This window comes from Erythrobacter sp. S158 (assembly GCF_057364915.1).
The window spans coordinates 1322297-1346158 of record NZ_CP200279.1; the positions used below are offsets into that span (position 1 = coordinate 1322297).

Consider the following 23862-nt stretch of genomic DNA (forward strand, 5'->3'; position numbering starts at 1 on the left):
CCAGCAAGGCCGTCCTATGGGCGTCGTTTCCATATCATAAGAGTCTCGGCATCGCCTGCTGCGGAAGTCTTGCACGGGCCGGCGATGTAGTCGGTCTGGGTCAGATGCCAGTTTCCTAGCACGTCATCATAAGGGTGCAGTGCGTGGCAGACAGTCGGTCTGCTTTCATCGACTTCGAGCACGCCGATACCCCAACGACTGTTCACCACGATCTGATGCTTGTCGTTTCCGCGCATTCGTACCGCGGCGCGAGAATAGTTCTGCGCAGGATTGAATCGCCATCCGCCATAACGCTCGCCCTCGGAAAGCTTCGCAGCCACCGTCAGCCGATCGTTGGACAGTTTCAGGATGAACCAGGCATCGTTCTGTGCGAGGACCATTGCATCCTGGTTTCCGCCAAGAAAACGTCCTGTGTGACGGAACTGGCTTCGGTTGCTCAGGATGCAACCATTTCCAAGATCACTATCCCAAGCATGCATGGCGATGGATTTGAGGCCGCCATTTGCGTGTTTCAGAATGCCGATACCCCAGTCGCTCCGGATCATGATTTCGTCGCTGCCATCCCCGTCGAAATCCGCGATGCTAACGACCCGGTTGCGCGAGCTGTCGAGCACCCATGATCCCAATCGGTCACCCGTTTTGTGCATGGCAATGTCGCGATTGTGTTCGAGCGAAAGCAAGCCGATGCCCCAACCGCTTGAGACGAGCACCTCGTCATGACCATCACCGTCGAAATCTCCGATGCCTCGATGAACAGTTTTCGCGACATCATAAACCCAGCCTCCGATCCGAGTGCCCGATTCATAGGTCCGGGTCGACGTCATACTATTACCAGACTGGCTTAAGACGCCCATGCCCCACGAACTCGTCACAAGCAGTTGGTCGCGCCGCCTGTCGGTCAGATGACCGGTAGCTCTGATCGAATCGCGCCCCCGGTTTACTGTCGCATCCCAGCGCCACTGGCCGAACCAAGTATCTCTTTCGGCAACTGTGAGAGCGGTCCATCGCGTGCCATCGTGCTTGACTATCGCTATGCCCCAGTCACTCTGTACGGCTATGCTATCCTGGCCCGAGCCGTCGTAGTTACCTGTGCCTTTGTGGCGATCACGTGAGGAATCGAAGTTCCAGGCACCGATCCACGCCTGAGTCGGGTGGATCACCTCGTCCCTGATCTCGCTTCCTTCGAGAGAAAGTAGACCGAGACCGTTCTTGTTGCTGAGCCGCAAGGTCCAATCGCCCGTGATGCTCCAGAAATACGCGCGCTTATTCTGGACGACCACAGGTGCCAGCGCCGCATCGCCCGCTTGCAAATCGTAATAATGCCGCCAGGCGTTGCCGAAGTTTGCCCGTGTTCCCGTACCAAGCCCGGCGCCCATACCTCTCGGTGCGTCGTTGAAGGTTTTTGCGCGCGACAAAAGCGCAACCGCGCTCGATCCGAACAGGATTCCTTCGGCATTCTGCCACGGCGCGTAATTCTTGCTATAGTGAGTGTGGCTGTGCGTGCCTTCTACGGTATTCACGTCGCAGCCGCCGTAAATCATGAGGCAGCCCGGAGCATCCTTGTTTGTTCCATGTTGGAACAAAGTGCGGTGGATCGTCCAATCGACGATCTTACCCTGGCCTTCGAAGCTGGGTCGAAAAGCGCCGCTTTCGTATTTCCAACGAAAGGGAGTGCCGCCGCATGCGGATTGCAACTCATCAGGTTCGTAGTCCCCATCGAACTCTGATATTTGCCAGTTCGAGTGGGCGATGATGTACTTGAACGCAGGAGGTGTCTTGAGGAAATCGACATAATCCTTGGGACTTGCCTGATCGACCGTAACATCGCGACCGAAGTTTGTTGCCGCCTCTTTAAGAACGCCGAGATAGTTCGCCGCCGAAAAGTCGGAAGTCCCTGAGATGACACCAGCCTGCAATTCATGATGTGACCAACCGCCAATTCGGAAGCGGTGATTTCGATCAAAGTATTGATTGTACAGACGGCGCTCGAGCAATGGATTGAACGAAGTGAACATGGCGCGCTGGTTTGCTGGCACCAAATTGGGATCTGTGCTTGGAACCACATTCGGATCGCCCTGAGGGTCGACGAAACGTTCCCCGTTGGTGCCTTGCTTCTGCTCATTAGGATCATAGGCAATGTTGCTCGCATCGATCCTCGACACGCTGATATCCGGCCTCGCTGTAACATTGACCGAGCTGCGATCCTCGGGCGCCACTTCGGGATGAGGCAGCGGAGTGCGCACTCTCACAATAAGCTGCGGATTGGCATTGTCGTCACGCCTGAGCACCGTGAAGTTCGCATCGTCGACGTAGAAGCAATCCTTGAACGTCAGCTTGCCGGTCTTGTAGTCGTTCGAGGTAAAGGTGCAGTCCAGGATCGTCTCTCCGTTGCGCCAACCGTCTCCCATGTCGCTGGTGGCATTGGCCAGCCAGGCCTCGATCTCAACTTCCTTGTGATACAGCCGCTCCCACTGACCTGTCAGATCCGCAAGAACGATCTCGGAGCGACGCGAAACCAATTCCGGCACGATCGTCAGGTGGGGCGTACCTCCGGTCCAAGGAGGACTGGCATTTCCGTGCGGAGAGGCCCAGGACCACCGGCGGACAAGCGATGCTTCGGGGAAAGAACCAACAAGCACCACGCCCTCAAACCTCGGGAATGCTTCCCGAATATCGATCAGGAAACGGCGCAAGGCGAGAAGTGTCAGACCATCTTCATGATCGTCACCATCGTAGAGATCGGCACGGATGAAGCGGGTATGCATTCCTTCCGCTCGAAGGTCTCCTTTAAACCTTTCGAGCCGCGAGAGCAGATCTTGATCCGGCGTCTCTCCGTCGATCGCATCGAGGATGCGCGATTCCACTAAGACCAGAACAAGACGGCCGCCAGTAGGCGGCTGATCTTCAGGTTCCTCGAAATCAAGATAGCTGAGGGAATTGATGTCAGCATCATCGCCGGGCTTCAAAGAAAAGCCAGCATAGCGGTCCATAATCTGCTTGACGATATCAGCCATAGGTTCCTCCCATCGACCGCAATCGTCGTTTCAAATAGTTTTTCAGTATTGGACGGAGGCGACAACAATTTTGGCAGTCATAATACAGACTTATTAGCCAAATTCATTTGCGAATGGAGCCATTTTTAGCCGTTCTTAACTTACTTGTCTGTTCATAGCCTTTGAATTCATGGCCCTCGGCCTATCACTTGCTAAGGTTAAATCGGTCCTAGAACCCTCGACTCAGCTTCGAGTATTTCGTTCTGCCGACGAGAGCCCGACTATCCTCGCGGTCAGCAACGGACTCGCCAAATCTAGTGGAAGCTCGCCTGCTCAGCGGACAAAAGAAGAGGTCCGGTTCCCCCCAGAACCGGACCTCGGTGACGACTTCAGTAATCCGTCAAGCTGCGGTAGCAAATGCCTCTTCCGGGAGCGCCATCATATTGTCGCTGCCGGCTTCAAGCTTGCGCCGCAGAGCCCCTGCATCGGGCAAAAAGCGCTCTGCGTAATAGGACGCAGACGTCATTTTTGCCTCATAGAACGCTTTATCTTCGGTCCCACCTTCCAAAGTCGCCTGTGCGACCTTGGCCATCTTGAGCCAGAAGAAGCCGAGCGTCACGATGCCCATGATGTGCATGTAGTGGTGCGCGCCCGCGCCGAGGTGGTTCGGGTTCGCCATCGCATTCTGCATGAACCACATGGTCGCCTGCTTCTGCTCACCCAATGCCTTTTCGAGCTTTTCGGCGAGCGGAGCGAGGGCCTCATTGCCCTTGGCTTCCGAAATCTCGTCGTCGAGCATCTTGAAGAAGGCCTGGATTGCGCGGCCACCCTTGCTCGCAAGCTTGCGACCGCAAAGGTCCATCGCCTGCACGCCGTTGGTGCCTTCGTAGATCATCGCGATACGCGCGTCGCGCACGAACTGCTCCATGCCCCACTCGCTAATGTAGCCGTGGCCGCCATAGACTTGTTGCATGTTGTTGGCGATATCGTAGCCCTTGTCGGTGCCGTAGCCTTTGATGACCGGGGTCATCAGGCCGATGAGGTCATCGGCGAGCTGGCGCTCTTCTTCGGTCTGGGCCTTATGCGTCAGGTCAACCTGAAGCGCGCCCCACAGGCACAGTGCACGCATGCCTTCGTTGAATACCTTGGCGTCCATCAGCATCCGGCGAACGTCAGGGTGTACGAAGATCGGGTCGGCTTTTGCATCCTTGTCAGCCGGACCGGTAAGAGCACGGCCCTGACGACGGTCGAGAGCGTAGTTGACGCCGTTCTGATACGAAACCTCTGCCTGCGCGAGACCCTGAATGCCGACGCCGAGGCGCGCGGCGTTCATCATCACGAACATCGCGGCAAGGCCTTTGTTCTCCTCGCCGACCATGTAGCCGGTGGCTTCGTCGTAGTTGAGGACGCAGGTCGAGTTGCCGTGGATGCCCATCTTCTTCTCGATGGAGCCGCAGACAACACCATTACGCTCGCCCGGTTCGCCGTTCTCGTCGAGAATGTACTTCGGCACGATGAAGAGCGAGATGCCCTTTGCACTGTCCGGAGCGCCCGGGGTCTTTGCGAGAACGAGGTGAATGATGTTGCTGGTGAGGTCGTGTTCACCAGCGGAAATGAAGATCTTGGTGCCGGTGATCTTGAAGCTGCCATCGGCCTGCGGTTCGGCCTTGGTGCGGATCATGCCGAGGTCGGTCCCGCAATGCGGCTCGGTCAGGTTCATCGTGCCCGACCACTCGCCCGAGATCATCTTGGGAAGGTAGGTTTCCTTCTGCTCCTGCGAACCGGCAGCTTCGATCGCGGCAGTCGCACCATTGGTTAGGCCGGGATACATGCCGAAAGCCTGGTTGGCAGCAGCTGTGAACTCTTCGACTACAAAGCCAAGCACGTGAGGCAGGTTCTGGCCGCCGAATTCTTCGGGTTTCGCCAGTGTGCCCCAACCCGCTTCGACATAGGCGTCGTAGGCTTCCTTGAAGCCCGGAGGGGTAGTAACGCTGCCGTCCTCGTGACGAGTGCAACCGTGCTCATCCCCAGCCTGGTTGATCGGAGCGAGGACTTCCGAACAGAACTTGCCCGCTTCGTTGACCACGGTGTCGATCATGTCGGTGGTCGCGTTTTCGAAGCCCGGAAGGTTTCCGTAGCTTGCAAGGTCGAGCATTTCATTGACGACGAAGCGCGTGTCGCGAGTGGGTGCTGTATAGGTTGGCATCAGTTGATCCCTTGTGCTGAGCGGTTTTAAAGTAGAAGCGAAGTGTCAGCGAGGTCAGCCTAGATTGAGCTGTTCAATCTCGCTGACGAAGCCGGTGAGTTCCTTGATCGAGCTGTCGATGTCGGCGCGCTGCGCTTTGAGCTTGGCGATGTGCGCCTTGCACTTCTCGACCGTGACACGGCGCTGTTCGACGCGCCCGTCATCAAGGTCATATAGGTCGATCATCTCGCGAATTTCGGTGAGGCTGAACCCCACGTTCTTCGCGCGCATGATCCAAGCGAGGCGTGCGCGGTCCCGCTTTGAATAGACGCGGGTCAAGCCGACGCGTGCAGGACTGATAAGCCCCTCATCCTCGTAAAAGCGGAGAGCGCGTGCTGTGCAGCCAAATTCCGATGTGAGGTCCGAGATCGAGAACTGTTCGCGCTCAAGTTTGTCGGGCCGTTCGAGATGCGCGCCGTTGCGACGCTGCCCCTCGCTCGCGGAATTCGACGAAGCCCCCTTTGAGGTGGCGGCGGTCTTTTGTTCAGGTGCAGAAGCCATTACCGATGGCTACTTTACCTTTACGTGAACGTCAAGACCTCACGCTGACGGGAAGTCACTTCCTAAGCGAGCCGGGACAGAGCAGACTCGTCCGGCGCCGACAAATCGAGCTTTCGGTAAAAGCAGCTGGCCTCACCCGTATGACAGGTCGGACCAGCAGGCGTCGCGTAAATGACCAGCGCGTCCTGATCGCAATCGACCCGAATTTCATCAACCGACAGAACATGCCCTGACGTCTCGCCCTTCATCCAAAGCGAAGATCTCGATCTCGACCAGAAGTGCACTTTGCCGGTCTCCCTCGTCTTTTGAAGCGCATCGGCATTCATGAAGGCGATCACCAACACCTCTTGAGTGCGCGAATCGATGACGACCGAAGCGAGCAATCCTGAGGCGTCGAACTTGGGTGCAAAGCGGCTACCTTGCTCGATCTGCTGGGTGGATAATGCGTCGGGGTCAGGCAAGAATCGTCTCCGAGAAAGTTGGAATGTGCCCATAGCAGCGACAGGCGGTTCGTCCCATGCGACAGAATGTTGCACGATAACAACATAAGCGGATCAAAATAGGACGAAGCTCAGGTTTCGACTTCCGAAAGATGAACTTGAGTGGAACAACGAGGTCATTGAGCGTTTCGGCGCTCTTCCACCGAACACCGGCGCGTAAGTGCCAGGTTCAGGGGGTGGTCGATCAAAGCCAACAGCGGGGTGTTGGACTGGTCGATTGAACGATGAGGGACAAGGTCCTGATAGCGAAGTTAGGGGGTCGCTATCTGAGCTCCTTAGAGCGGATCTGAACCATTTCGTCACGTGGCGCCCGGGGTCTTTATGGCCTCGGGCGTTTCGCTTTTTTGCTCCGGGTTGCGATTCCGGTCTTGCCCCAACCCGCTGCCATCAACCACGCGTGCGAAGCAGCCGATGCGGACCGAAACAGCGCCCGCATCGAGCAGCGCCTTCGTGCAGGCATCGCTCGTCGCTCCGCTTGTTAGGACATCGTCGACCAAGATCACATTCCGACCCCTGATTGATCCTTTCGCGTTTGCACGCACTTCGATGGCCCCACGCAATGCATCGGCGCGTTCCTCGATACCCAGCCCTCCAAGGCTTGGTGTCCGCTTGGAGCGGTTGAGGCCATCTACGAGCAACTCGCCCTTCCCGCGCCTCGACAACTCGGTTGCGAGCAGCGCCGCCTGGTTGAAACCGCGTGACCAGAGTCGCCAGCGATGGAGCGGCACCGGGACAAGTAATGGCAGTTCCCCGTCATTAGGCGCCATCCTCGCTGCGATAAGGCCCGCCAGTAACGGCGCGAGCGCGATCTTGCCGCCGTGTTTGAATGCGAGGATTAGTTTGCGCGAGGCATCATTGTAGAGGCTGGCGGCGATGATCCCGTCGTGCAGCGGAGGCTCGCTAACACAGGCGAAGCAGTGGTCCGACGCACCCGCCGCAGCAGAGCCCATCGGGCGCTGGCAGGCAGAGCAAGCAGGCTCGCCCGGTACCTCGATATCGGCCCAGCATTCGCTGCAGAGCCCACCTTGCGAGGCAAGCGCCGTACCACACAGCGGACATCGCGGCGGGTAGACGAGGTCGACCACCGGGCTCAGCCCTTCTTTCAGACTGGTGCTGAGTTGCGACCTCCACCCCATCGCGATCAGATTGCACCTCTTGCGCACCGGACACAAGCGCGGCAGGGGTCGCGCGATGACTTCGACACAAGTTCCCCGCATCTTCGACCGCAGACAAGCCGCCGCCAAGTGGGCTCGCGCAAGGTCACGTCAGCGCGGCGCGGAGCCGGCCAGTTACATCCTCGACGCGATGTGCGAAGACATTGAGGACCGCCTTGCTTTCATGCGCTTCGAGGCGCAGCGGGCTCTTTTGGTGGGCGACATGACGGGCAGTCTTGCGAGTGCACTCCAAGCTGCAGGGACCAAATGCAAGCTGGCCCTCCTTGGCCAGTACGACGAAGAACGTCCGAGCGCATTTGAAGCCCACGACCTCATCGTCCACTTGCTTGGCCTTGGCACCGTAAACGACCTTCCCGGCGCGCTGATCCATTCGCGCAATGCACTTGCCGACGGCGGCCTTTTGCTCGCTGCCCTCCCTGGAGCTGGCTCTCTAACTTCATTGCGCCGCATTGCCCTTGCAGCTGATGGTGACCGGCCCGCTGCTCGCACGCACCCGCTTGTCGACTTGCGTGGGGCAACCGGCCTGATGGAGCGCGCCATGTTCAAGCGGCAGGTGGTGGACAGCTATCCTCTCAAGGTCCGCTTCGGATCGCTTGAGCGGATGATTGAGGACCTGCGAGACCACGGCCTTACCCGCTCGCTCACGACCCCCGCCCCGCCCCTGACCCGTGACTGGCTGGCCCGTGCAAGGGCGGAGTTCGACGTGATGCGTGACGAGGATGGCAAGGTCACCGAGACCTTCGAAATCCTCGTTCTGACGGGTTGGCGCTAGGCTTTCAGCGCAGCCTGAGCCGCCGCGAGACGAGCAATCGGCACGCGGTATGGTGAGGCGCTGACATAGTCGAGACCGACCTTTTCGCAGAACGCAATCGAAGCCGGGTCGCCGCCATGCTCGCCGCAGATGCCAAGCTTGATGTCGGCCCGGGTCGCCCTGCCCCGCTCTGCCGCAAGCTCGACCAACTGACCAACACCGTCGATGTCGAGACTGACGAACGGATCGCGCGGGAAGATGCCCTTCTCGACATAGGGAGCGAGGAAGCGCGCCGAATCGTCGCGGCTAACGCCCAGCGTGGTTTGGGTCAGATCGTTCGTGCCAAAGCTGAAGAACGCGCCTTCTTCTGCGATCTCGCCAGCCATCAGGGCTGCGCGCGGAAGTTCGATCATGGTGCCCACAAGATACTCAACGCTCGCGCCCTTCTCCTCGAACACCTCGGCCGCAACCTTGTCGACCAGAGCGCGCAGAAGCTGAAGTTCGCGCTTGGTCGCGACCAGCGGGATCATCACTTCGGGGATCGGAGCTTCGCCGCTTGAAGCAGCAACGTCGCATGCCGCCTCGAAGATGGCGCGCGCCTGCATCTCGTAAATCTCGGGATAGGTGATCCCCAAGCGGCACCCGCGGTGGCCGAGCATCGGGTTGAACTCGTGCAGCTCCCCTGCGCGGCGCTTGAGGTGATCGACGCCCAGCCCCGTTGCATCGGCAAGCTCTTCAAACTCAGCGTCCTGCGTCGGCAGGAACTCGTGAAGCGGCGGATCGAGCAGGCGGATCGTACAGGGAAGCCCTGCCATCGCCTCGAAAATCGCGGTGAAGTCCGCGCGCTGTTCGGGCAGCAGCAAGTCGAGCGCCTTGCGACGCCCCCGCTCGTCCTCAGCAAGGATCATCTGGCGCACCGCGCTGATACGCGAAGCGTCGAAGAACATGTGCTCGGTCCGGCACAGGCCAATGCCTTCCGCGCCGAACTGCCGCGCCATCGCGCAGTCGGCGGGCGTTTCGGCGTTGGTGCGCACCTTCATCCGGCGCAGCGCGTCGGCCCATTCCATGAGAGTACCGAAGTCGCCAGCAAGCTCGGGCTCGACGGTGGGGACGATTCCCATCATTACTTGGCCGTTCGCGCCATCAAGGGTGATCTCGTCACCCTCTTTCATCTCGGAATTGCCGATCCGAAGCGTGCGACTCTTGCGGTCGATCGATACGCCGCTCGCGCCTGAAACGCACGGACGGCCCATTCCGCGCGCGACAACCGCAGCGTGTGATGTCATGCCACCGCGCGCCGTCAGGATGCCTTGTGCCGCGTGCATGCCGTGGATGTCTTCGGGGCTGGTCTCGACGCGCACGAGGATGACCTTGTCACCGCGGTTTGCCCACTGCTCCGCCGTGTCAGCGTCGAGCACGATCTTGCCGGCAGCAGCGCCCGGCGACGCAGGCAGGCCGGTGACGAGCACATCGCGCGGTGCTTCGGGGTCAAGCGTTGGGTGGAGCAGTTGATCCAGCGCCATCGGGTCGACGCGCCGCACTGCTTCTTCTCGGTCGATCAGGCCTTCGCCTTCCATATCGACCGCCATCTTTAGGGCTGCTTTCGCCGTGCGTTTGCCCGAGCGAGTTTGAAGCATCCAGAGCTTGCCGCGTTCCACGGTGAACTCGATGTCCTGCATGTCCTTGTAGTGACCCTCAAGCAGGTCGAACACGCGGGCAAGCTCGCCATAAGCGTCTGGCATTGCCTCTTCCATCGACAGCGGCTTTGCCCCTGCCGCATCGCGCGCAGCCTTGGTCAGGTATTGCGGCGTGCGGATGCCGGCGACGACGTCCTCGCCCTGTGCGTTGATGAGGTACTCGCCGTAATAGGCACGCTCGCCGGTTGCCGGGTCGCGTGTGAAGGCAACGCCGGTGGCGCTCGTTTCGCCCATATTGCCGAACACCATCGCCTGCACGTTTACCGCCGTGCCCCAGTCGGCTGGAATGTCGTTCAGGCGGCGATAGACCTTGGCGCGGTCGCTGTCCCAGCTGTCGAACACCGCCCGGATTGCGCCCCAAAGCTGTTCGGTCACATCTTGAGGGAACGGCTTGCCGAGTTCCTCGTCGACGATGCCCTTGAACTGACTCACGATCCCGCGCCAGTCATCGGCGCTCAGTTCGGTGTCGTTGTAGAAGCCGTTGTCTTCCTTGACGATCTCCAGCGCCTCTTCGAACAGGCCGTGATCAAGGCCCAGCACGACGTCCGAGTACATCTGGATGAAGCGGCGATAGCTGTCCCAGGCGAAGCGTTCGTCTTCGCTGGTCTTCGCAAGGCCTTCGACCGTTTCGTCGTTGAGGCCAAGGTTCAACACGGTGTCCATCATCCCCGGCATCGACACACGCGCGCCCGATCGGACCGAGACCAGCAGCGGGTCGGCCGCATTGCCGAAGGTCTTACCCACCGATGCCTCGATATGAGCGAGCGCGTTCGTGACTTCGCCCCGCAGTTCGTCGCGGAACTCCTCACCGCCCTGAAGGTAGCGCACGCTTTCCTCGGTGGTGATTGTAAAACCGGGTGGGACCGGCAGACCGATCGAGGCCATCTCCGCGAGGTTCGCACCCTTGCCTCCCGTGATCGTCTTGTCTCGCTGGCGAGGGTCATCGTGAGCGGCGGCTCCGCCGAAGGGGTACACGGTGGTGGTCATAGAGAGGCCCTTTGTGGGGTCGTGTTACAGGGTAACATGGACCGCATGTTACACGGTCCTGAAGGAAAAACCGGCAGCTTCGCTAAAAGGTCCGAAACCGCCATGGGCTCAGCCTTCAATCCGGCTGAAATCGGCAACTTGGCCAACGGCGGAAGTGAACCGCGCGAGCAAGTCGAGACGAGCGGCGCGCTTGTTCTCGTCATCGTCATTGACCGTCACCTCGTCGAAAAAAGCGTCAATTGGCGCGCGCAGAGTAGCAAGCGCGGCCATGGCATCCTCGAAACGCTCTTCATTGACTGCGGCAGCGGCTTTGGGCGCTGCAGCATCGAGCGCATCGATGAGAGCCTTTTCGGCAGGTTCGGGCATGTAGGAAACCTCTTTCGTCTCCCACTCTTCTTTCTTGAGGATGTTCGCTGCGCGTTTGTAGCCGGCGAGGAGGTTGGTGCCATCGTCGCTGCCCAGGAATCGGGTCAGCGCCCTAGCCCGCGCTTCTACGCGGTCGATGCGCATGTCGATGCTGCCCGACCAGTCACCCGATGCTCGAATGAAGTCGTGCCGCACCCCTTCATCGCGAAGCTGCACCGCGAGGCGGTCGTGCAGGAACTCGGTCAGCTTTTCAGCAAGAGACTGGTTCGGCTGGCTGTCCCAAGCGTGGACCACCTGGTCCAGAGACAGCTTCAAGCCGTTGGCCTGCACAAGCCGGATGTATCCGAGCGCGGCGCGGCGAAGCGCGAAGGGATCCTTCGAACCAGTCGGAAGAATGTCGATCTTAAAAAAGCTCAGCAGGTTGTCGAGCTTATCCGCGAGACTTACCGCGACGGTCGTGGGGGCGGTCGGTACATCGTCGCCCTGCCCTACCGGCTTGTAGTGATCGCGAACAGCGTCTGCGACTTCCTGTGGTTGGCCTTCCTTCTGAGCGTAATAGCCACCCATGAGCCCCTGCAACTCAGGGAATTCGCCGACCATCTCGGTCACGAGATCTGCCTTGCTCAGCTCTGCGGCAGTCCGGGTGAGCTGGTGATCGCCATTCGGCTCCTTAGCGTCGAAAACGAGCCATGAGGCCAGCTTCGCGATCCGGTCCACCTTGTCGGCCACCGTGCCCAGTCTTTCATGGAAGGTGATCCGCTCCAGCCCCTTGGCGTGTTCGGCGAGGGCTTTCTTCTGGTCCAATTCCCAGAAGAACCGCGCATCCGCCAACCGCGCGGCGAGGACCTTGCGGTTGCCGTCGACCACCACCGCAGGATCGACCGAAGCGATATTCGCGGTGCAGATGAAAGCGTTTGCGAGTTTGCCCTCCGCATCCTCGCACACGAAATACTTCTGGTTCACGCGTGCGGTCAGTTGGATGACCTCGGGCGGCACGTCGAGGAAAGCCTCGTCGAAACGGCCCAGCAGCGGAACCGGCCATTCGGTGAGGCCAGCGTTCTCGACCACCAGACCTTCATCCTCGACCAGATTGAGGCCAGCGTCCGCAGCCGCCTTACTCGCGCCATCGCGGATGATGCTCGCGCGCTCTTCGTGGTCGACGATCACGTATTCGTCGCGAAGACGCGGTGCATAGTCGTCGGCGTCGTCGATGGTGATGCCGCCGTCCGAGTGGAAGCGGTGGCCCATCGTGACCCGGCCGCTGGCCATGCCATCGGTGACGCAAGGCACAACCTCGCCATCGAGCAGCGCAACGATGCCGGAAAGCGGGCGGACCCAGCGCGTGCTTTCGCTGCTGATCGAGGCATCGCCCCACCGCATCGACTTGGGCCATGAAAAATCGCCGATGATCGTAGGGATCGCTGCGGCGAGGAGGTCTGCAACCGCCTGACCCGGTTTCTCGATCACCGCGAACCACGTCGCGCGGCCCTTGACCTCGCGTTCTTCGAGGCTCTCGCGGGTGACGCCGTTCTTGCGGCAGAACCCGTCGACGGCTTGATCGGGAGCGCCGACCGGAGGGCCCTTGGCCTCCTCGCGAACGGCTTCGGTTTCTTTCGGTAAGTCCCGCGCAATCAGCGCAAGGCGGCGCGGCGTCGAGAAGATGGTGAGGTCACCAACCGCGACACCGGCGGCTTCCATCTCGCGGCGGAACAGCTTGTCGAGTTCCTTGCGCGCACCGGCTTGCATGCGCGCAGGAATTTCTTCGCAGCGCAATTCGAGCAGGAAATCGGCCATCAGACGAGGCTCCAATCCGGATATTGCGCTTCCCACCGGGGCCGCATGAGTTCGGCGTATTTCTCGCATGAAGAGCGAGCCAGATCGCGTACGCGGCCCATATAGCTCGCGCGCTCCTGAACACTGATCACGCCGCGTGCCTGCAACAGGTTGAAGACGTGGCTCGCCTCGATCGCTTGCTCGTAAGCGGCAATAGGCACGTCATTGTCGAGCGCATTGCGGCACTCAGCCTCGGCCTTGGCAAAGAGATCGAAAAGTCCGTCGGTGTCGGCGACTTCGAAGTTCCACTTCGACATCTGCTTTTCATTTTCGAGGAACACCTCGCCATACGATGTGCCGCGGCCGTTGAAGTTCAGCTCGTACACGTTGTCGACGCCCTGGATGTACATCGCGAGGCGTTCGAGCCCGTAAGTAAGCTCGCCAGCGACCGGTTTGCAGTCAAAACCGCCCATCTGCTGAAAATAGGTGAACTGGGTGACTTCCATCCCGTCGCACCAAACTTCCCAGCCCAGCCCCCAGGCGCCGAGCGTGGGCGATTCCCAGTCGTCCTCGACAAAGCGGATATCATGTTTGAGCGGGTCGATCCCGATTGCCTTGAGGCTGTCGAGATAGAGTTCCTGAATGTCGCTGGGCGATGGCTTCAGGATCACCTGATACTGATAATAGTGCTGGAGCCGATTGGGATTTTCACCGTAGCGCCCGTCGGTCGGGCGGCGACAAGGCTGTACGAAAGCGGCATTCCACGGCTCTGGACCAAGCGCGCGCAGCGTGGTCGCGGTGTGAAACGTGCCCGCCCCCATGCGCATGTCGTAGGGCTGCAAAATGACGCAGCCATTGGCCGACCAGAAGTCGTGCAGCGTCAAGATCATGTCCTGAAAGGACGTGCGCGGATCGCGGGTTCGCGAACCCGATTCGTCCAGCGCCATTTTGGTCTCCGATTCCATGGCGCGGCCATGGCTTAAGGCCCATGCGGGGTCAATGCCGCAGCGCAGCATCAGCCAGTTTTGCACACGTCAAAACCGCTCATTTCTGCGGGTTTCGTAAGGTCAGCATGACCAAATGTAAGGTCATGTTGACATGGTCAGCGAATCGCGACATAAAGTAAGGGCAACCTGACATTCCGGAAGGTTGTTGTGACAAACCAGTTCAACATTTCCTCCCCAGGAGAACATCAAAATGCGCAATTCCATCATCTTCGCCGCCGCTGCTGCAGCTCTCGCCAACCCCGCCGCTGCATCGGCTACCCCTGTCAACTCGACCGAGTTCGAAGAGGTCATCGATCACAAGGATCTCGACCTCACGACCCGCGACGGCGTTACCCGCCTCGACGACCGTGTTCGCACCAAAATCAACCAGATGTGCCGGAACGGTGGCCGCGACAGCGCCTCGATCCGCCTTGAGCGCGAATGCCGCAGCAGCGCTCTCGCCGCAGCTCAAACCGAAGTCCGCGTCGCGGTTGCTCAGGCCAATGCAGAGCGCGCTCGCTTCGCGGCCAACACCTCCAACCCAGCATCGGAAGCGGCAACTCCAGGCGCATGATGCTGGCTAGGCCGCTCTCGCGAAATCCGGGTCGAACCCCGAATTACCGGACGAGCGAGAGCGGCCACCCCCTTTCTCCTCCCCAAACATTCCAATCTTTCCATCAGGATTCGTAAGCAATGAAATCGCTAAACGACACGATCTGCATCAAGCGCTGGCAGGCCTATGCCTTGCTTGCCCTCGCAGGATTTGCCGTTGGCAATATCCTCGCCAAGATCGCGAACACAATCGGAGCCTGATGCACAATGACCGACCGTCAGAAGCAAGTCGATCGATACCTAACTGTCACCAATTTTGGAACGGCAGCGGTCTTGCTCTCCTTTCTTGTCTTCCTACCAATCGGAGGAAATGACACCGACTGGATCGAGCAATTAGACTCCCCAATGCTCTTCCTTCTCTTTTTCGTGATGCTCGCTGTATTTTTGACCGAGGCGTTTGCGGTCTTCTTTGTCTTCTTGCGGCGCAAGACAGACGAATACACCCTTTCGATGTGGCACACGGGCACGTCTTTCGCCTTCTTCGCTGCCATGATCTGGCTGATAGTTGCGCCGTGGATTGAGGCCACTTTCGTTGGCATCGAAGTTTATGAATTGGCATCGGCTGATCCTGAAGTGGATGTTGAAGCGCTCGACATCACCAAGGAATGGGGCTTCGAAAATGGCGTGGTGAACACGCTCGCGACCCCGATCATCTTGAGTGCTTTCTTCCTCGGAATGCAGATCAAGCGTTTCAAGGGGGGCCTGTGATGAACAAAGCAAATATCTTTATTTCGGCAGGCTGGTCCGGGCTCGTTTCGCTGCTTGCCACCATCGCCCTCAGTCTTGCGGGTGCGGCTGATGCGCTCATAACCATTACGGGATCCGTCACGGTCGCGTGTTGCTGGGCGATGCTCTTCACCCGCAATGCCGATGAGTACACGCGCGGTCTGTGGACCTCGGCCGCCAGCCTTGCCTTTGCCGCGCTGCTCTTGCTCGTCTTCGGCCTCCCGTTTTTGGAGGGAGCCTATGACGGCCTCACCGCTGGCGAACGCCACCAGGACTTCGAGCCAATCATGGCTGTCGGCCTCGCAATCGTCGCCTTTTACGTCGGTCTTTTCTGGAAACGCGCGGTGGGAGGTATCTGATGCCCTACGATCCTTATGCAATCGACGAACATCAGCGCAGCTACCAGTACAAGGTGATCTGGTTCGGAGCCGCCTGCTCGATCGTCAATTTCGCGAATGCGTTTATCGGTAGCGACTCCATCGTGTTCGCGTGGGCACTTGGCGGCGCTGTTGGCGGGCTTATTGCCGGTCTGTGGGCGCACCGGGTCGACGACTATTTCCATGGGATGGTCACGGTCGGCTATCGCTGGGCGCTCGCAAGCCTCGCCGTCTACCTTTTTGCGGCTTTCCTGCTCGACATATTAGATGTGTCCTATTCGGCCGGCTTCGCGCTGAGCAACCCCGAGGGTGAGCCTACCCGCGGCACCTTCTCGCTGTTCTTCACCGATGCCCGCACGCTTGCATCCTTCACCGCGCTGGCTTTCCACGCAGGCTACGCCTTCGCTTGGATCACCGACGCAATCGAGGCGCGCCGCGCATGAAGAACCGCCTCAAAGTTCTGCGCGCTGAGCGCGATTGGTCCCAGGCCGAACTTGCCGGTCGTCTCGACGTGTCTCGCCAGGCGGTGAACGCGATCGAGACCGGTAAGCACGACCCTTCCCTGCCCCTGGCATTCCGTATCGCTCGTCTGTTCGAGATGGGCATCGAGGAGATTTTCGATGACGAAGCCTGATGAGATCGAAGACAACGGAGCCGCGCGCCCGTTTCTGGGTCAGGTCCTGTTCTACCTTGGTGTTTGCATCGCCGTTGGTGGCGCTGGCGCTGGAGTCGTCGTCTTCGCCGAACGCGGGATCGACCTTCGCGGAGCGGCCGTCATAGGAACAACGGTTGCTGTTGGTCTTGCGGCGTTGATCTGGTCGCTGCGGATCGGAAACTTCGATCCTCCCTCATTATCAAGCAAAACCGGCAGGTCGCAGCTCGTACTCCTATTATGTGTGATTTTGGGAGCAGCGACGAGCTTCTATTTCGTCACCAACGGAGTGACCGACCGCTTCTTCGAAGGCGACTTTTCGCTGACCCGCTTCGAGGCAGGATTGCTGCTGTTCGTCACCGTCGGCTTGGGTCTTCCGCTGGGCATTCTTCGTGAGCGCGACATCGACGATTTCGAGCGCAAGTCGACCAGAGATGCGGCCTACTGGGCGTTCAACCTGTACATTTATGGGTATCTTGCCTGGGCAATCGCCGCCGCAGGATCGCTCTTGCCGCCTGTCAATCACTTCGCGCTGTTCCTCGTCGTGATGTTCACATTCCTAGGAGTGTGGGCCGCAAAGCGCGCCGGATGAGCAAGCGGCCTCATTCATCCCCGACAGTTGCAATCGCAAATCCCAATGAGAGTTTTTCAATGAACAACCCCGACCAATTCGAAGAAGAAGCGGAATTCTCGCACTCGCGATACTGGCTGCATCTGATTGGCTGGTCAGTCCTTTTGACCGTCGTCTTGATCGGCGGAATTCTGGTCGGCGTAGGGTTGAAAAACCTTTTCAACGGGGGCGACACAAGCGACATCCTCTTCGTCGTCATTGGCACTCCAATCGTCGCGGTTTCGGGCTATCTCTGCTGGCGCTGGGCTCCAGATTTCACGATGGGCGAGCCGCACACCGCTCGGGGCAACCGCATCCGATGGTTGTCGGTCGCTGTCGTCGGAGTGGGCATCGCAACCGCATTTCCGATCATCCTGTCCGACAGCGAACAACGGGCGACGGAGATCCTCTTCAGCAACGGGCCAATGCCCTTCTGGCCCGCCATCACCGCAATTTCGATCTGGGCGATCGCCATGCCTTTCATCATCCTTTTCGGACGCCGCAACTCTGACGAGCATGGCCGTGCTGCTGGTGACTTTGGAATGATGGTCGGTTTTCAGGTCTTCGGCTACGCCGCGCCGATCTGGTGGATGGGCTGGCGCGCCGAAGTCTTCCCGCAGCCCGACGTGATGATCCTCTTTATCGTCACTGGCGTGATTTCCTCCATCGCAACCCTTTGGAAGCGCTCATCATGAATGACAAAACCGAACACAACGCAGATGCTACGCTCGGCCTGCTCACGATACTCAAGCAACAGCTCGGCACTGCCATGATTGCGGGGGCTGGGATTGGCCTTCTTTATGGCGGGCTTGTGGGCCTTGGGGTCGTACTGTTGCGAGAGACGCTTTCGATCCCTGCCTTGCTGGTCTGCATTGTCTGCATCGGTGGCGGCATCCCGATCCTGATTTACGCCTACCGTCGCTCACCAAGCCTGCGCGATGGCGATCCCGACACGCCTCGCGCGCGTCGAATGGGCAAGCTCATGTTTTTCCTCATGACTTTCGTAGTCGTGATCATGCTGCCTTTCGTCATTCGCGGAGACAGCCTTGAGGGGATCGAGTTCTGGTCGAACGGCCCTATCCCGCAATGGATCGCCCTGTTCCTGGGCGCGGTCTGGCTGATTGGAATGCCCGCGCTGGTCTATTTCAACCGCGTCAACATGGACGAGCTTGAGCGCGGCGAGATGGAGTTCGGGGAGACGATCGGCTTCCAGTTCTTCGGCCTTGGCGCACCCCTCTGGTGGATCGCTAACCGCGGCGGTTTCGCGCCCGAGCCTGACCTTATGATCATGTTTGTCGCTACTGTGGCCGTCTCGGTCGCAGCAAACATGTACAGGAAGGTATCATGACGCTGGTAGCTCTGAGCCGCGACGAACCCCTATCACATTCTATCAATTGATAATGCTTCAACTTACCCCACTGAAAGGATCGCATACATGAAACTTGCACATCTCCTACCCACCGCCGCAGCAAGCCTTGCCCTCATCGCCGCATCACCGGCGCTGGCTGATGCTCACATGGAAACCGCGCAAGCGGAGGCTGAAACTGTTCTCCCCGCCGGACCCGAGGGGCCCGCGCTCTGGAAAGTCAGCGACGAAGACACCACGATCTACCTCTTCGGCACGGTCCACATCCTGCCCAAGGAGCTGCAGTGGTACGACGCCGAAATCGACGCAGCGCTTTCTTCGTCGGATCTCGTCGTTACCGAACTGATGGAGTCGCCTGAGAACGAGGCGAGGTCTCAGCAGCTTGCCATGCAGATGGGCATGCTCGAACCGGGCACGACGCTGCGCTCGCTTCTCAATGAAGAGCAAACCGCGCAGTATGAGGCCGCACTCGCGGGGCTCGGCGTTCCCGAGGCGGCGTTCGATCCGTTCAAGCCCTGGATGGCAAGCGTCACGCTCACATTCCTGCCGCTGATGGCGAACGGCTATGACCCCGCTTCCGGTGTCGATAAGGTGATCATCGCCAAGGCGGGTGACACGTCGAAGGACGCCCTCGAAACGGTCGAATTCCAGCTCGGCATTTTCAACTCTCTGCCACAAGACGAACAGCTCAAGCTCCTGATGTCGACCGTTGAAGGCGTCGATGAGGTCAAGACCATGATCGACACCATGGTGGATTCGTGGATCAAAGGTGATGCGGACGGGCTTGCCGAGACCATGAACGAGAGCATGAGCGAAAGCCCGGAGCTTACCGAAGCGCTTTTGTACGAGCGCAACGCCAACTGGGCCGAGTGGATTGACGCACGTATGGACGAGCCCGGTACGGTTTTTGTTGCAGTCGGAGCAGGCCATCTTGCGGGGGAGATGAGTGTGCAGGACTACCTCACCAAATATGACCTGACGGCAGAGCGCATCCAGTAATGCTCTCGCGCATGTTCGCCGCCTTCGCGCTCGGTTTCGCGCTGTCCCTGACAGCGTGTGCCGAGAGCGAAGAAGCGGTCGATTATCCCAGCGTCAATCCGCTGGTTTACGAAATCGCCAATACCGACGGGGAGGTCGAGGGATGGATGCTGGGCACCATTCACGCCCTCCCCGATGGCGTCGCATGGCGTACGCAGACAATTGAACGCCTCGTCGCAGAGGCAGAGTTTCTCTGGGTGGAAGTGGCAGAGCTCGAAAATCGAGCGCAGATTGCGCTCGCGTTTGGGGAGCTCGCTGGCACTGAAGGGCTCGGCCCATTGAGCGACCGAGTGGAAGAGGACCTGCGCGAACCGCTCGCCACGATGATAGCGCGCTCGGATTTCCCTGCTGGCGATTTCGCAGACACCGAGAGCTGGGCTGCCGCTATCATGCTTTCGCGCGTCGATGCACAAGGTGACCCCGGCAATGGCGTGGATCGCGCACTAATCCGTGATTTCGCGCAGCGCGAAGTCCGCGGGTTCGAGACCGCCTCCGGCCAGCTCGGCGTGTTCGACCAGCTTGCCGAAGAGGATCAGCGCGACCTTCTCGAAGGGACCGTGCGTGAATGGGCTGCGAGCCGCGAAGAGCCGGGCAAGCTGATGCGCGCCTGGATCGCGGGTGATCTTGCGGTGCTTGAGGAAGCCACAACCACCGGCATCATGGCAGATCCTGAATTGCGAGACGCCCTGCTGGTGGGCCGCAATGAAGACTGGATCGAACCTCTGGTACAAAGCCTTCAGGCTGACGAAAGGCCGCTGGTTGCAGTTGGCACGGCTCATCTCATTGGTCCTGACGGTCTTGCCGCGATGCTCGAAGCGCGCGGTTACACAGTGACACGCCTTAGCAACTAGGCATTTGGGCTTGTGTTTTGGCCCGCAACCTGTATTTGCGCGGCCTTCGGCGTTCTGGTCATCCCTGGAGGCGGCGCGCCGTAAGACACTTAATCAAACACGTATTCGAAAGGCACTGCTATGAGCGACGCTCTCACATTGCCCGCCGAAGCGCGCGAACGGGCAGGCAAGGGAGCCTCCCGTGCACTTCGCCGCGAAGGTCGGGTCCCCGCTGTTATTTACGGCGGCAAGGAAGAACCAACGACGATCCACGTCGAGGAAAAGGAACTGGTCAAGCAACTGATGACCGGTCACTTCATGAACTCCATCGTGAAGATCGAAGTCGGCGGTGAAACCATCCGCACGCTTCCCAAGGATGTCGCTCTGCATCCCGTCACCGATCGCCCGACGCATGCGGACTTCTTCCGCCTTTCGCGCGACGCGAAGGTCGAGGTTCAGATCCCAGTCGTATTCGTTGGCGAAGAACAGTCGCCGGGCCTCAAGAAGGGCGGCGTGCTCAACGTTGTCCGTCACGAGCTCGACCTGATCTGCGAAGCTGACAAGATCCCTGGCGAGATCGAAATCTCGGTCGAAGGCAAGGAAGTCGGCGACTCGATCCACATCAGCGAAGTCAACCTGCCCGAAGGCAGCGTGAGCGCGATCACCGATCGTGACTTCACCATCGCAACTCTCGTCGCACCGTCGGCTCTCAAGAAGAGCGAAGAAGAAGGTGCCGAGAGCGAAGACGTCGAAGCAGATGCAGTCCCCGCTACCGAGCAGGGTGAAGATGCAGACGCTGCTCAGGAACAGGAAGACAAGAGCGAATAAGCTCCGGTCGAATGAACCAGATCACCAAGGCGCCGGGCTGGGAAACCAGTCCGGCGTTTTGCTTTTTGGGTCAGATGTGCGGGTCAGTCAGTCGCGGCAGACAGATGGGCATCGCACTCGTCCACCCCGGCCTTTACCCCGTTGATGTCGTAAATATCGCGTGCTTCTTCCCAATACGGGCGGGCCTCATGTGACCTTTCCATTCCCTCCATCGCAAGCGCGATCAAACGGGCGGTGTTGGCGAAATTGAGGCTCTTGTCGGTCTCGGTCTGTTCGTAAACCGACATTGCTTCCTCGGCAGCGTCAAGCGCCAGTCGCAATTGGTCATTCTCGATCGAATGTTGCGCGCCGTGCCTGAGGCAGAAAGCCAATTCACCCAGAAGCTCCACGCTGCGAGCCTTGTCGGCGGCTTCGTAATAGCCACGTGCAGCTGCGCGGTGATCTCCCGCTTCACTGGCCGAGCGTGCCCTGGCCAACATGGGTCGAAGACGTTCAGGCATGACGCTGAGATGATTAGCATACAATTTTCGTTTGCCTAGAGGGGTACCCTCCCCTCGCCAAGCCGACGCGAGGGCGCTAGAGGCGCTGACCATGCAGATCTGGACAGGCCTTGGAAATCCCGGACCCAAATACGCGCTCCACCGCCACAATGTCGGCTTCATGGTGCTCGACGTCATCGCGGACATGTACGACTTCGGCCCCATCCAGAAGAAGTTCTCTGGCTGGGTACAGGAAGGCCGTATCGGAACGCAGAAGGTTCTGCTGCTTAAGCCAGCGACTTTCATGAACGAAAGCGGTCGCAGCGTGGGTGAAGCGATCCGCTTCTACAAACTCGACCTCGACGCGCTCACCGTGTTTCATGACGAGCTCGACCTTGCGCCATTCAAGGTCAAGGTCAAACAAGGCGGCGGGACGGCGGGCCACAATGGCCTTCGCTCAATCGACAAGCATCTCGGCCCCGATTTTCGCCGCGTGCGTATCGGGATTGGCCATCCGGGTCACAAGGACCGGGTAAGCGGTTATGTGCTGGGCAATTATGCAAAATCCGAGCAGGACGATCTCGCAGCCATGCTAGGTGCTATCGGAGCCGAGGCTGAATGGCTGGCAAAGGGCGATGACCCCCGCTTCATGAGCGATGTTGCGTTGAGACTTCAGGACTAAGAGGGCGAGAAGACGATAATGGAAGGCTTCGACTATGTCGTCCTGTTCCTAGCGATCCCGGTTGGACTGGCGCTGGCAGACATGGCGCAGGGTCTCTCGGTCGCGATGCGGCGCAGGGGAGAATTCACCATCGGATGGCTGACCCCGCTGCTGGTGCTCTTCATCCTGGTTCTTACCTCGATCTTGCTAGAAAGCTTTTATGAGGTCCGTGACATCGTCGGAGCTGATGCTCCGGTGCTGTTCATCGGATTGGTCTACACCTTTGCGTTTTACGTCGCGGCGTCCTTCGTCTTTCCGGAGAGCTTCGAACCGGGAATATCACTCGACGACTGGTTCATGGAAAAGCGGCGCTACTCGCTCGGCGTTACGTCCGTTCTGGTGCTCATCACATTTTTCCTGTTCCTCATGGGAAGAAGCGGCTCGGTCGCTACGCAACCGGTCGTCTTTGCGATCGTGCTTGCCGCATTCTTGCTGATCTTCTTTCTCCCGATCTTCCTCGCGCTTCGGGCAAAGACCAAGCCGGGCGCGCTAATCGCAATGATCGGTCTTAATGGGCTCTATCTTCTTGCTGCTGCATCAATCGTGATCTCCCGATAAGTCTTGCAGGGCGTCGCGGCGGCAGCCTATCGTCGCGAGACAAAGCTTCGGAGAGGACCCCATGACCAATATCAACCGCCGCACCCTTCTTGCCGGAGCCGCCGCAACCGGCGCGCTCACTGCAACAGCCTCTCTGGCGCTTGATGACGTAGTCGAAGGAACGACCGACATGAGCGGCAAGAGTGTGCTCATCACAGGCTGTTCGAGCGGCTTCGGGCGCCTTGCCGCAGAGGATTATGCTCGCAAGGGCGCCAAGGTGTTCGCAACCATGCGCAACCTTCCTCGTGCTGAAGCGGCTGAACTCACGGCGCTCGCCGAAGCGGAGGGCCTCGATCTGCATGTCATCGAGATCGACGTCACCTCCGATGAGCAGGTGGCAGCAGGCGTGGCAGAAGCGATGGAAATCGCAGGAGGCCCGATCGACGTTCTGATCAACAACGCCGGGATTTCCTATGGTGGCCCGGTCGAAGTCCAGGACATGAAGGCAACCCACCATATGTTCGACACGAACGTATATGGTCCACACCGCATGGCGCGCGCCGTCCTGCCCGCAATGCGGGAAGCGAAGAGCGGGCTCATCATCAATGTCACCTCGCAGCTAGGCCGCGTCATCGCGCCTGCAATCGGCCAGTATTCGCCGACGAAATTCGCTCTTGAAGCGATGAGCGAACAGCTCGCTTATGAGCTGGTCCCGCATGGCATTGAGGTCACGATTATCGAACCGGGCGGCTATCCGACCAAAATCTGGGAAAACTCGAACGCAAACACGATGGAGCTGCTCGCCAGGGCCGACGGTGCTCACACGGCAGGCTATGCCGCACTTCTTGCCTCCCTCGCCCAGCGTTCGGGCGGCGGCGGAAACACCGATCCGATGGACGTGCCCAACGCAATGGCAGAGATCATCGCGATGCCCGCAGGCACGCGCCCGATCCGCCGCGCTGTGCATCCCGGCCTCAAACCGCAGCTCGCCATCAATGAAGCATCGGCGCAAGCACAGCTCGGATGGCTTGGCGAATCCGGCTATGGCCCTTGGATCAAGGCCGTGCACAACGCCTGAGCGCGTGTCAGACCACTTGGTTAAGGCGTCGTGA

At 59.4% G+C, this 23862-nt stretch carries 24 protein-coding genes; 15 read left to right on the top strand and 9 right to left on the bottom strand.

Annotated elements, in window-relative coordinates; translation table 11 throughout:
- Positions 1-14: 14 nt before the first annotated feature.
- The 5 genes from AC0V6T_RS06580 to AC0V6T_RS06600 all read right to left on the bottom strand — a co-directional run bounded on the left by AC0V6T_RS06580 (position 15) and on the right by AC0V6T_RS06600 (position 7375).
- Positions 15-3014, bottom strand: a complete 3000-nt coding sequence (locus tag AC0V6T_RS06580) for an FG-GAP repeat domain-containing protein (protein ID WP_486125372.1) — start codon at positions 3012-3014, stop codon at positions 15-17.
- Between the two features lie 379 nt (positions 3015-3393).
- Entirely contained in the window at positions 3394-5199 is a 1806-nt protein-coding gene (locus AC0V6T_RS06585) for an acyl-CoA dehydrogenase C-terminal domain-containing protein (RefSeq protein WP_486125374.1), read from the bottom strand.
- A 54-nt stretch (positions 5200-5253) separates the two neighbouring features.
- A complete protein-coding gene (locus tag AC0V6T_RS06590; protein WP_486125376.1) occupies positions 5254-5739 on the bottom strand; it encodes a MerR family transcriptional regulator in 486 nt (161 codons plus the stop codon).
- 62 nt (positions 5740-5801) lie between these two features.
- On the bottom strand, positions 5802-6233 hold the full coding sequence (gene hisI / locus AC0V6T_RS06595; RefSeq protein ID WP_486128523.1) for a phosphoribosyl-AMP cyclohydrolase: 432 nt from the start codon (positions 6231-6233) through the stop codon (positions 5802-5804).
- 305 nt (positions 6234-6538) lie between these two features.
- Positions 6539-7375, bottom strand: coding sequence for a double zinc ribbon domain-containing protein (locus tag AC0V6T_RS06600; protein ID WP_486125378.1), 837 nt, complete (start codon positions 7373-7375; stop codon positions 6539-6541).
- 55 nt (positions 7376-7430) lie between these two features.
- Between AC0V6T_RS06600 and AC0V6T_RS06605 the strand changes: the two genes are divergently transcribed.
- Positions 7431-8186, top strand: coding sequence for a class I SAM-dependent methyltransferase (locus AC0V6T_RS06605; RefSeq protein WP_486125380.1), 756 nt, complete (start codon positions 7431-7433; stop codon positions 8184-8186).
- Here AC0V6T_RS06605 and ppdK read toward each other — a convergent pair.
- The 3 genes from ppdK to AC0V6T_RS06620 form a co-directional block, all read right to left on the bottom strand.
- The gene (gene ppdK / locus AC0V6T_RS06610) at positions 8183-10849 is read right to left on the bottom strand and encodes a pyruvate, phosphate dikinase (RefSeq protein WP_486125382.1); all 2667 of its coding nucleotides are present in this window, start codon (positions 10847-10849) and stop codon (positions 8183-8185) included. The genes AC0V6T_RS06605 and ppdK overlap by 4 nt on opposite strands.
- A 108-nt stretch (positions 10850-10957) precedes the next feature.
- The gene (gene glyS, locus AC0V6T_RS06615) at positions 10958-13009 is read right to left on the bottom strand and encodes a glycine--tRNA ligase subunit beta (RefSeq protein WP_486125384.1); all 2052 of its coding nucleotides are present in this window, start codon (positions 13007-13009) and stop codon (positions 10958-10960) included.
- Entirely contained in the window at positions 13009-13878 is an 870-nt protein-coding gene (locus AC0V6T_RS06620) for a glycine--tRNA ligase subunit alpha (RefSeq protein WP_486128525.1), read from the bottom strand. Before AC0V6T_RS06620 ends, glyS begins: the two co-directional genes overlap by 1 nt.
- A 307-nt stretch (positions 13879-14185) precedes the next feature.
- On the opposite strand from AC0V6T_RS06620, the gene AC0V6T_RS06625 reads away from it, so the two are divergent.
- The 11 genes from AC0V6T_RS06625 (at position 14186) to AC0V6T_RS06675 (ending at position 21013) form a co-directional block, all read left to right on the top strand.
- Positions 14186-14548 (top strand): UrcA family protein, encoded by a 363-nt coding sequence (locus tag AC0V6T_RS06625; protein WP_486125386.1) that lies wholly within the window; start codon positions 14186-14188, stop codon positions 14546-14548.
- 245 nt (positions 14549-14793) lie between these two features.
- Positions 14794-15294, top strand: coding sequence for a hypothetical protein (locus AC0V6T_RS06630; protein WP_486125388.1), 501 nt, complete (start codon positions 14794-14796; stop codon positions 15292-15294).
- Complete coding sequence (locus AC0V6T_RS06635; RefSeq protein WP_486125390.1) at positions 15294-15671, top strand: hypothetical protein; 378 nt, start codon at positions 15294-15296, stop codon at positions 15669-15671. The genes AC0V6T_RS06630 and AC0V6T_RS06635 overlap by 1 nt, the downstream gene beginning before the upstream one ends.
- The gene (locus tag AC0V6T_RS06640; RefSeq protein ID WP_486125391.1) at positions 15671-16132 is read left to right on the top strand and encodes a hypothetical protein; all 462 of its coding nucleotides are present in this window, start codon (positions 15671-15673) and stop codon (positions 16130-16132) included. The genes AC0V6T_RS06635 and AC0V6T_RS06640 overlap by 1 nt, the downstream gene beginning before the upstream one ends.
- Positions 16129-16323: a helix-turn-helix transcriptional regulator gene (locus tag AC0V6T_RS06645; RefSeq protein WP_007164159.1), complete on the top strand. Its 195-nt coding sequence runs from the start codon at positions 16129-16131 to the stop codon at positions 16321-16323. Before AC0V6T_RS06640 ends, AC0V6T_RS06645 begins: the two co-directional genes overlap by 4 nt.
- Positions 16310-16933 (top strand): hypothetical protein, encoded by a 624-nt coding sequence (locus AC0V6T_RS06650; protein WP_486125393.1) that lies wholly within the window; start codon positions 16310-16312, stop codon positions 16931-16933. The genes AC0V6T_RS06645 and AC0V6T_RS06650 overlap by 14 nt, the downstream gene beginning before the upstream one ends.
- A 59-nt stretch (positions 16934-16992) precedes the next feature.
- On the top strand, positions 16993-17646 hold the full coding sequence (locus AC0V6T_RS06655; RefSeq protein WP_486125395.1) for a hypothetical protein: 654 nt from the start codon (positions 16993-16995) through the stop codon (positions 17644-17646).
- Entirely contained in the window at positions 17643-18299 is a 657-nt protein-coding gene (locus AC0V6T_RS06660; protein ID WP_486125397.1) for a hypothetical protein, read from the top strand. The genes AC0V6T_RS06655 and AC0V6T_RS06660 overlap by 4 nt, the downstream gene beginning before the upstream one ends.
- Before the next feature lie 87 nt (positions 18300-18386).
- The gene (locus AC0V6T_RS06665) at positions 18387-19316 is read left to right on the top strand and encodes a TraB/GumN family protein (protein ID WP_486125399.1); all 930 of its coding nucleotides are present in this window, start codon (positions 18387-18389) and stop codon (positions 19314-19316) included.
- Positions 19316-20206 (top strand): TraB/GumN family protein, encoded by an 891-nt coding sequence (locus AC0V6T_RS06670; protein ID WP_486125401.1) that lies wholly within the window; start codon positions 19316-19318, stop codon positions 20204-20206. The genes AC0V6T_RS06665 and AC0V6T_RS06670 overlap by 1 nt, the downstream gene beginning before the upstream one ends.
- Positions 20207-20326: 120 nt before the next feature.
- On the top strand, positions 20327-21013 hold the full coding sequence (locus tag AC0V6T_RS06675; RefSeq protein WP_486125403.1) for a 50S ribosomal protein L25/general stress protein Ctc: 687 nt from the start codon (positions 20327-20329) through the stop codon (positions 21011-21013).
- An 83-nt stretch (positions 21014-21096) separates the two neighbouring features.
- Here the strand turns inward: AC0V6T_RS06675 and AC0V6T_RS06680 are convergent, their stop codons facing one another.
- Complete coding sequence (locus tag AC0V6T_RS06680; RefSeq protein ID WP_486125405.1) at positions 21097-21492, bottom strand: hypothetical protein; 396 nt, start codon at positions 21490-21492, stop codon at positions 21097-21099.
- Between the two features lie 112 nt (positions 21493-21604).
- Between AC0V6T_RS06680 and pth the strand changes: the two genes are divergently transcribed.
- From pth to AC0V6T_RS06695, 3 genes are all read left to right on the top strand, one after another.
- Positions 21605-22174: an aminoacyl-tRNA hydrolase gene (gene pth / locus AC0V6T_RS06685; protein WP_486125407.1), complete on the top strand. Its 570-nt coding sequence runs from the start codon at positions 21605-21607 to the stop codon at positions 22172-22174.
- 18 nt (positions 22175-22192) lie between these two features.
- On the top strand, positions 22193-22771 hold the full coding sequence (locus AC0V6T_RS06690) for a hypothetical protein (RefSeq protein WP_486125409.1): 579 nt from the start codon (positions 22193-22195) through the stop codon (positions 22769-22771).
- Between the two features lie 61 nt (positions 22772-22832).
- Positions 22833-23828, top strand: coding sequence for an SDR family oxidoreductase (locus AC0V6T_RS06695; RefSeq protein WP_486125411.1), 996 nt, complete (start codon positions 22833-22835; stop codon positions 23826-23828).
- The last annotated feature ends 34 nt before the right edge of the window (positions 23829-23862 follow it).

Coding starts and splice junctions, on each gene's coding strand:
- AC0V6T_RS06625 (WP_486125386.1), top strand. CDS start 14,186: ATGCGCAATTCCATCATCTTCGCCGCCGCTGCTGCAGCTCTCGCCAAC.
- AC0V6T_RS06600 (WP_486125378.1), bottom strand. CDS start 7,375: ATGGGGTGGAGGTCGCAACTCAGCACCAGTCTGAAAGAAGGGCTGAGC.
- AC0V6T_RS06655 (WP_486125395.1), top strand. CDS start 16,993: ATGAACAACCCCGACCAATTCGAAGAAGAAGCGGAATTCTCGCACTCG.
- hisI (WP_486128523.1), bottom strand. CDS start 6,233: ATGGGCACATTCCAACTTTCTCGGAGACGATTCTTGCCTGACCCCGAC.
- AC0V6T_RS06605 (WP_486125380.1), top strand. CDS start 7,431: ATGACTTCGACACAAGTTCCCCGCATCTTCGACCGCAGACAAGCCGCC.
- AC0V6T_RS06640 (WP_486125391.1), top strand. CDS start 15,671: ATGCCCTACGATCCTTATGCAATCGACGAACATCAGCGCAGCTACCAG.
- AC0V6T_RS06585 (WP_486125374.1), bottom strand. CDS start 5,199: ATGCCAACCTATACAGCACCCACTCGCGACACGCGCTTCGTCGTCAAT.
- AC0V6T_RS06695 (WP_486125411.1), top strand. CDS start 22,833: ATGACCAATATCAACCGCCGCACCCTTCTTGCCGGAGCCGCCGCAACC.
- AC0V6T_RS06665 (WP_486125399.1), top strand. CDS start 18,387: ATGAAACTTGCACATCTCCTACCCACCGCCGCAGCAAGCCTTGCCCTC.
- AC0V6T_RS06635 (WP_486125390.1), top strand. CDS start 15,294: ATGAACAAAGCAAATATCTTTATTTCGGCAGGCTGGTCCGGGCTCGTT.
- AC0V6T_RS06670 (WP_486125401.1), top strand. CDS start 19,316: ATGCTCTCGCGCATGTTCGCCGCCTTCGCGCTCGGTTTCGCGCTGTCC.
- AC0V6T_RS06645 (WP_007164159.1), top strand. CDS start 16,129: ATGAAGAACCGCCTCAAAGTTCTGCGCGCTGAGCGCGATTGGTCCCAG.
- AC0V6T_RS06690 (WP_486125409.1), top strand. CDS start 22,193: ATGGAAGGCTTCGACTATGTCGTCCTGTTCCTAGCGATCCCGGTTGGA.
- AC0V6T_RS06660 (WP_486125397.1), top strand. CDS start 17,643: ATGAATGACAAAACCGAACACAACGCAGATGCTACGCTCGGCCTGCTC.
- AC0V6T_RS06580 (WP_486125372.1), bottom strand. CDS start 3,014: ATGGCTGATATCGTCAAGCAGATTATGGACCGCTATGCTGGCTTTTCT.
- ppdK (WP_486125382.1), bottom strand. CDS start 10,849: ATGACCACCACCGTGTACCCCTTCGGCGGAGCCGCCGCTCACGATGAC.
- AC0V6T_RS06680 (WP_486125405.1), bottom strand. CDS start 21,492: ATGTTGGCCAGGGCACGCTCGGCCAGTGAAGCGGGAGATCACCGCGCA.
- glyS (WP_486125384.1), bottom strand. CDS start 13,009: ATGGCCGATTTCCTGCTCGAATTGCGCTGCGAAGAAATTCCTGCGCGC.
- pth (WP_486125407.1), top strand. CDS start 21,605: ATGCAGATCTGGACAGGCCTTGGAAATCCCGGACCCAAATACGCGCTC.
- AC0V6T_RS06590 (WP_486125376.1), bottom strand. CDS start 5,739: ATGGCTTCTGCACCTGAACAAAAGACCGCCGCCACCTCAAAGGGGGCT.
- AC0V6T_RS06650 (WP_486125393.1), top strand. CDS start 16,310: ATGACGAAGCCTGATGAGATCGAAGACAACGGAGCCGCGCGCCCGTTT.
- AC0V6T_RS06620 (WP_486128525.1), bottom strand. CDS start 13,878: ATGATCTTGACGCTGCACGACTTCTGGTCGGCCAATGGCTGCGTCATT.
- AC0V6T_RS06675 (WP_486125403.1), top strand. CDS start 20,327: ATGAGCGACGCTCTCACATTGCCCGCCGAAGCGCGCGAACGGGCAGGC.
- AC0V6T_RS06630 (WP_486125388.1), top strand. CDS start 14,794: ATGACCGACCGTCAGAAGCAAGTCGATCGATACCTAACTGTCACCAAT.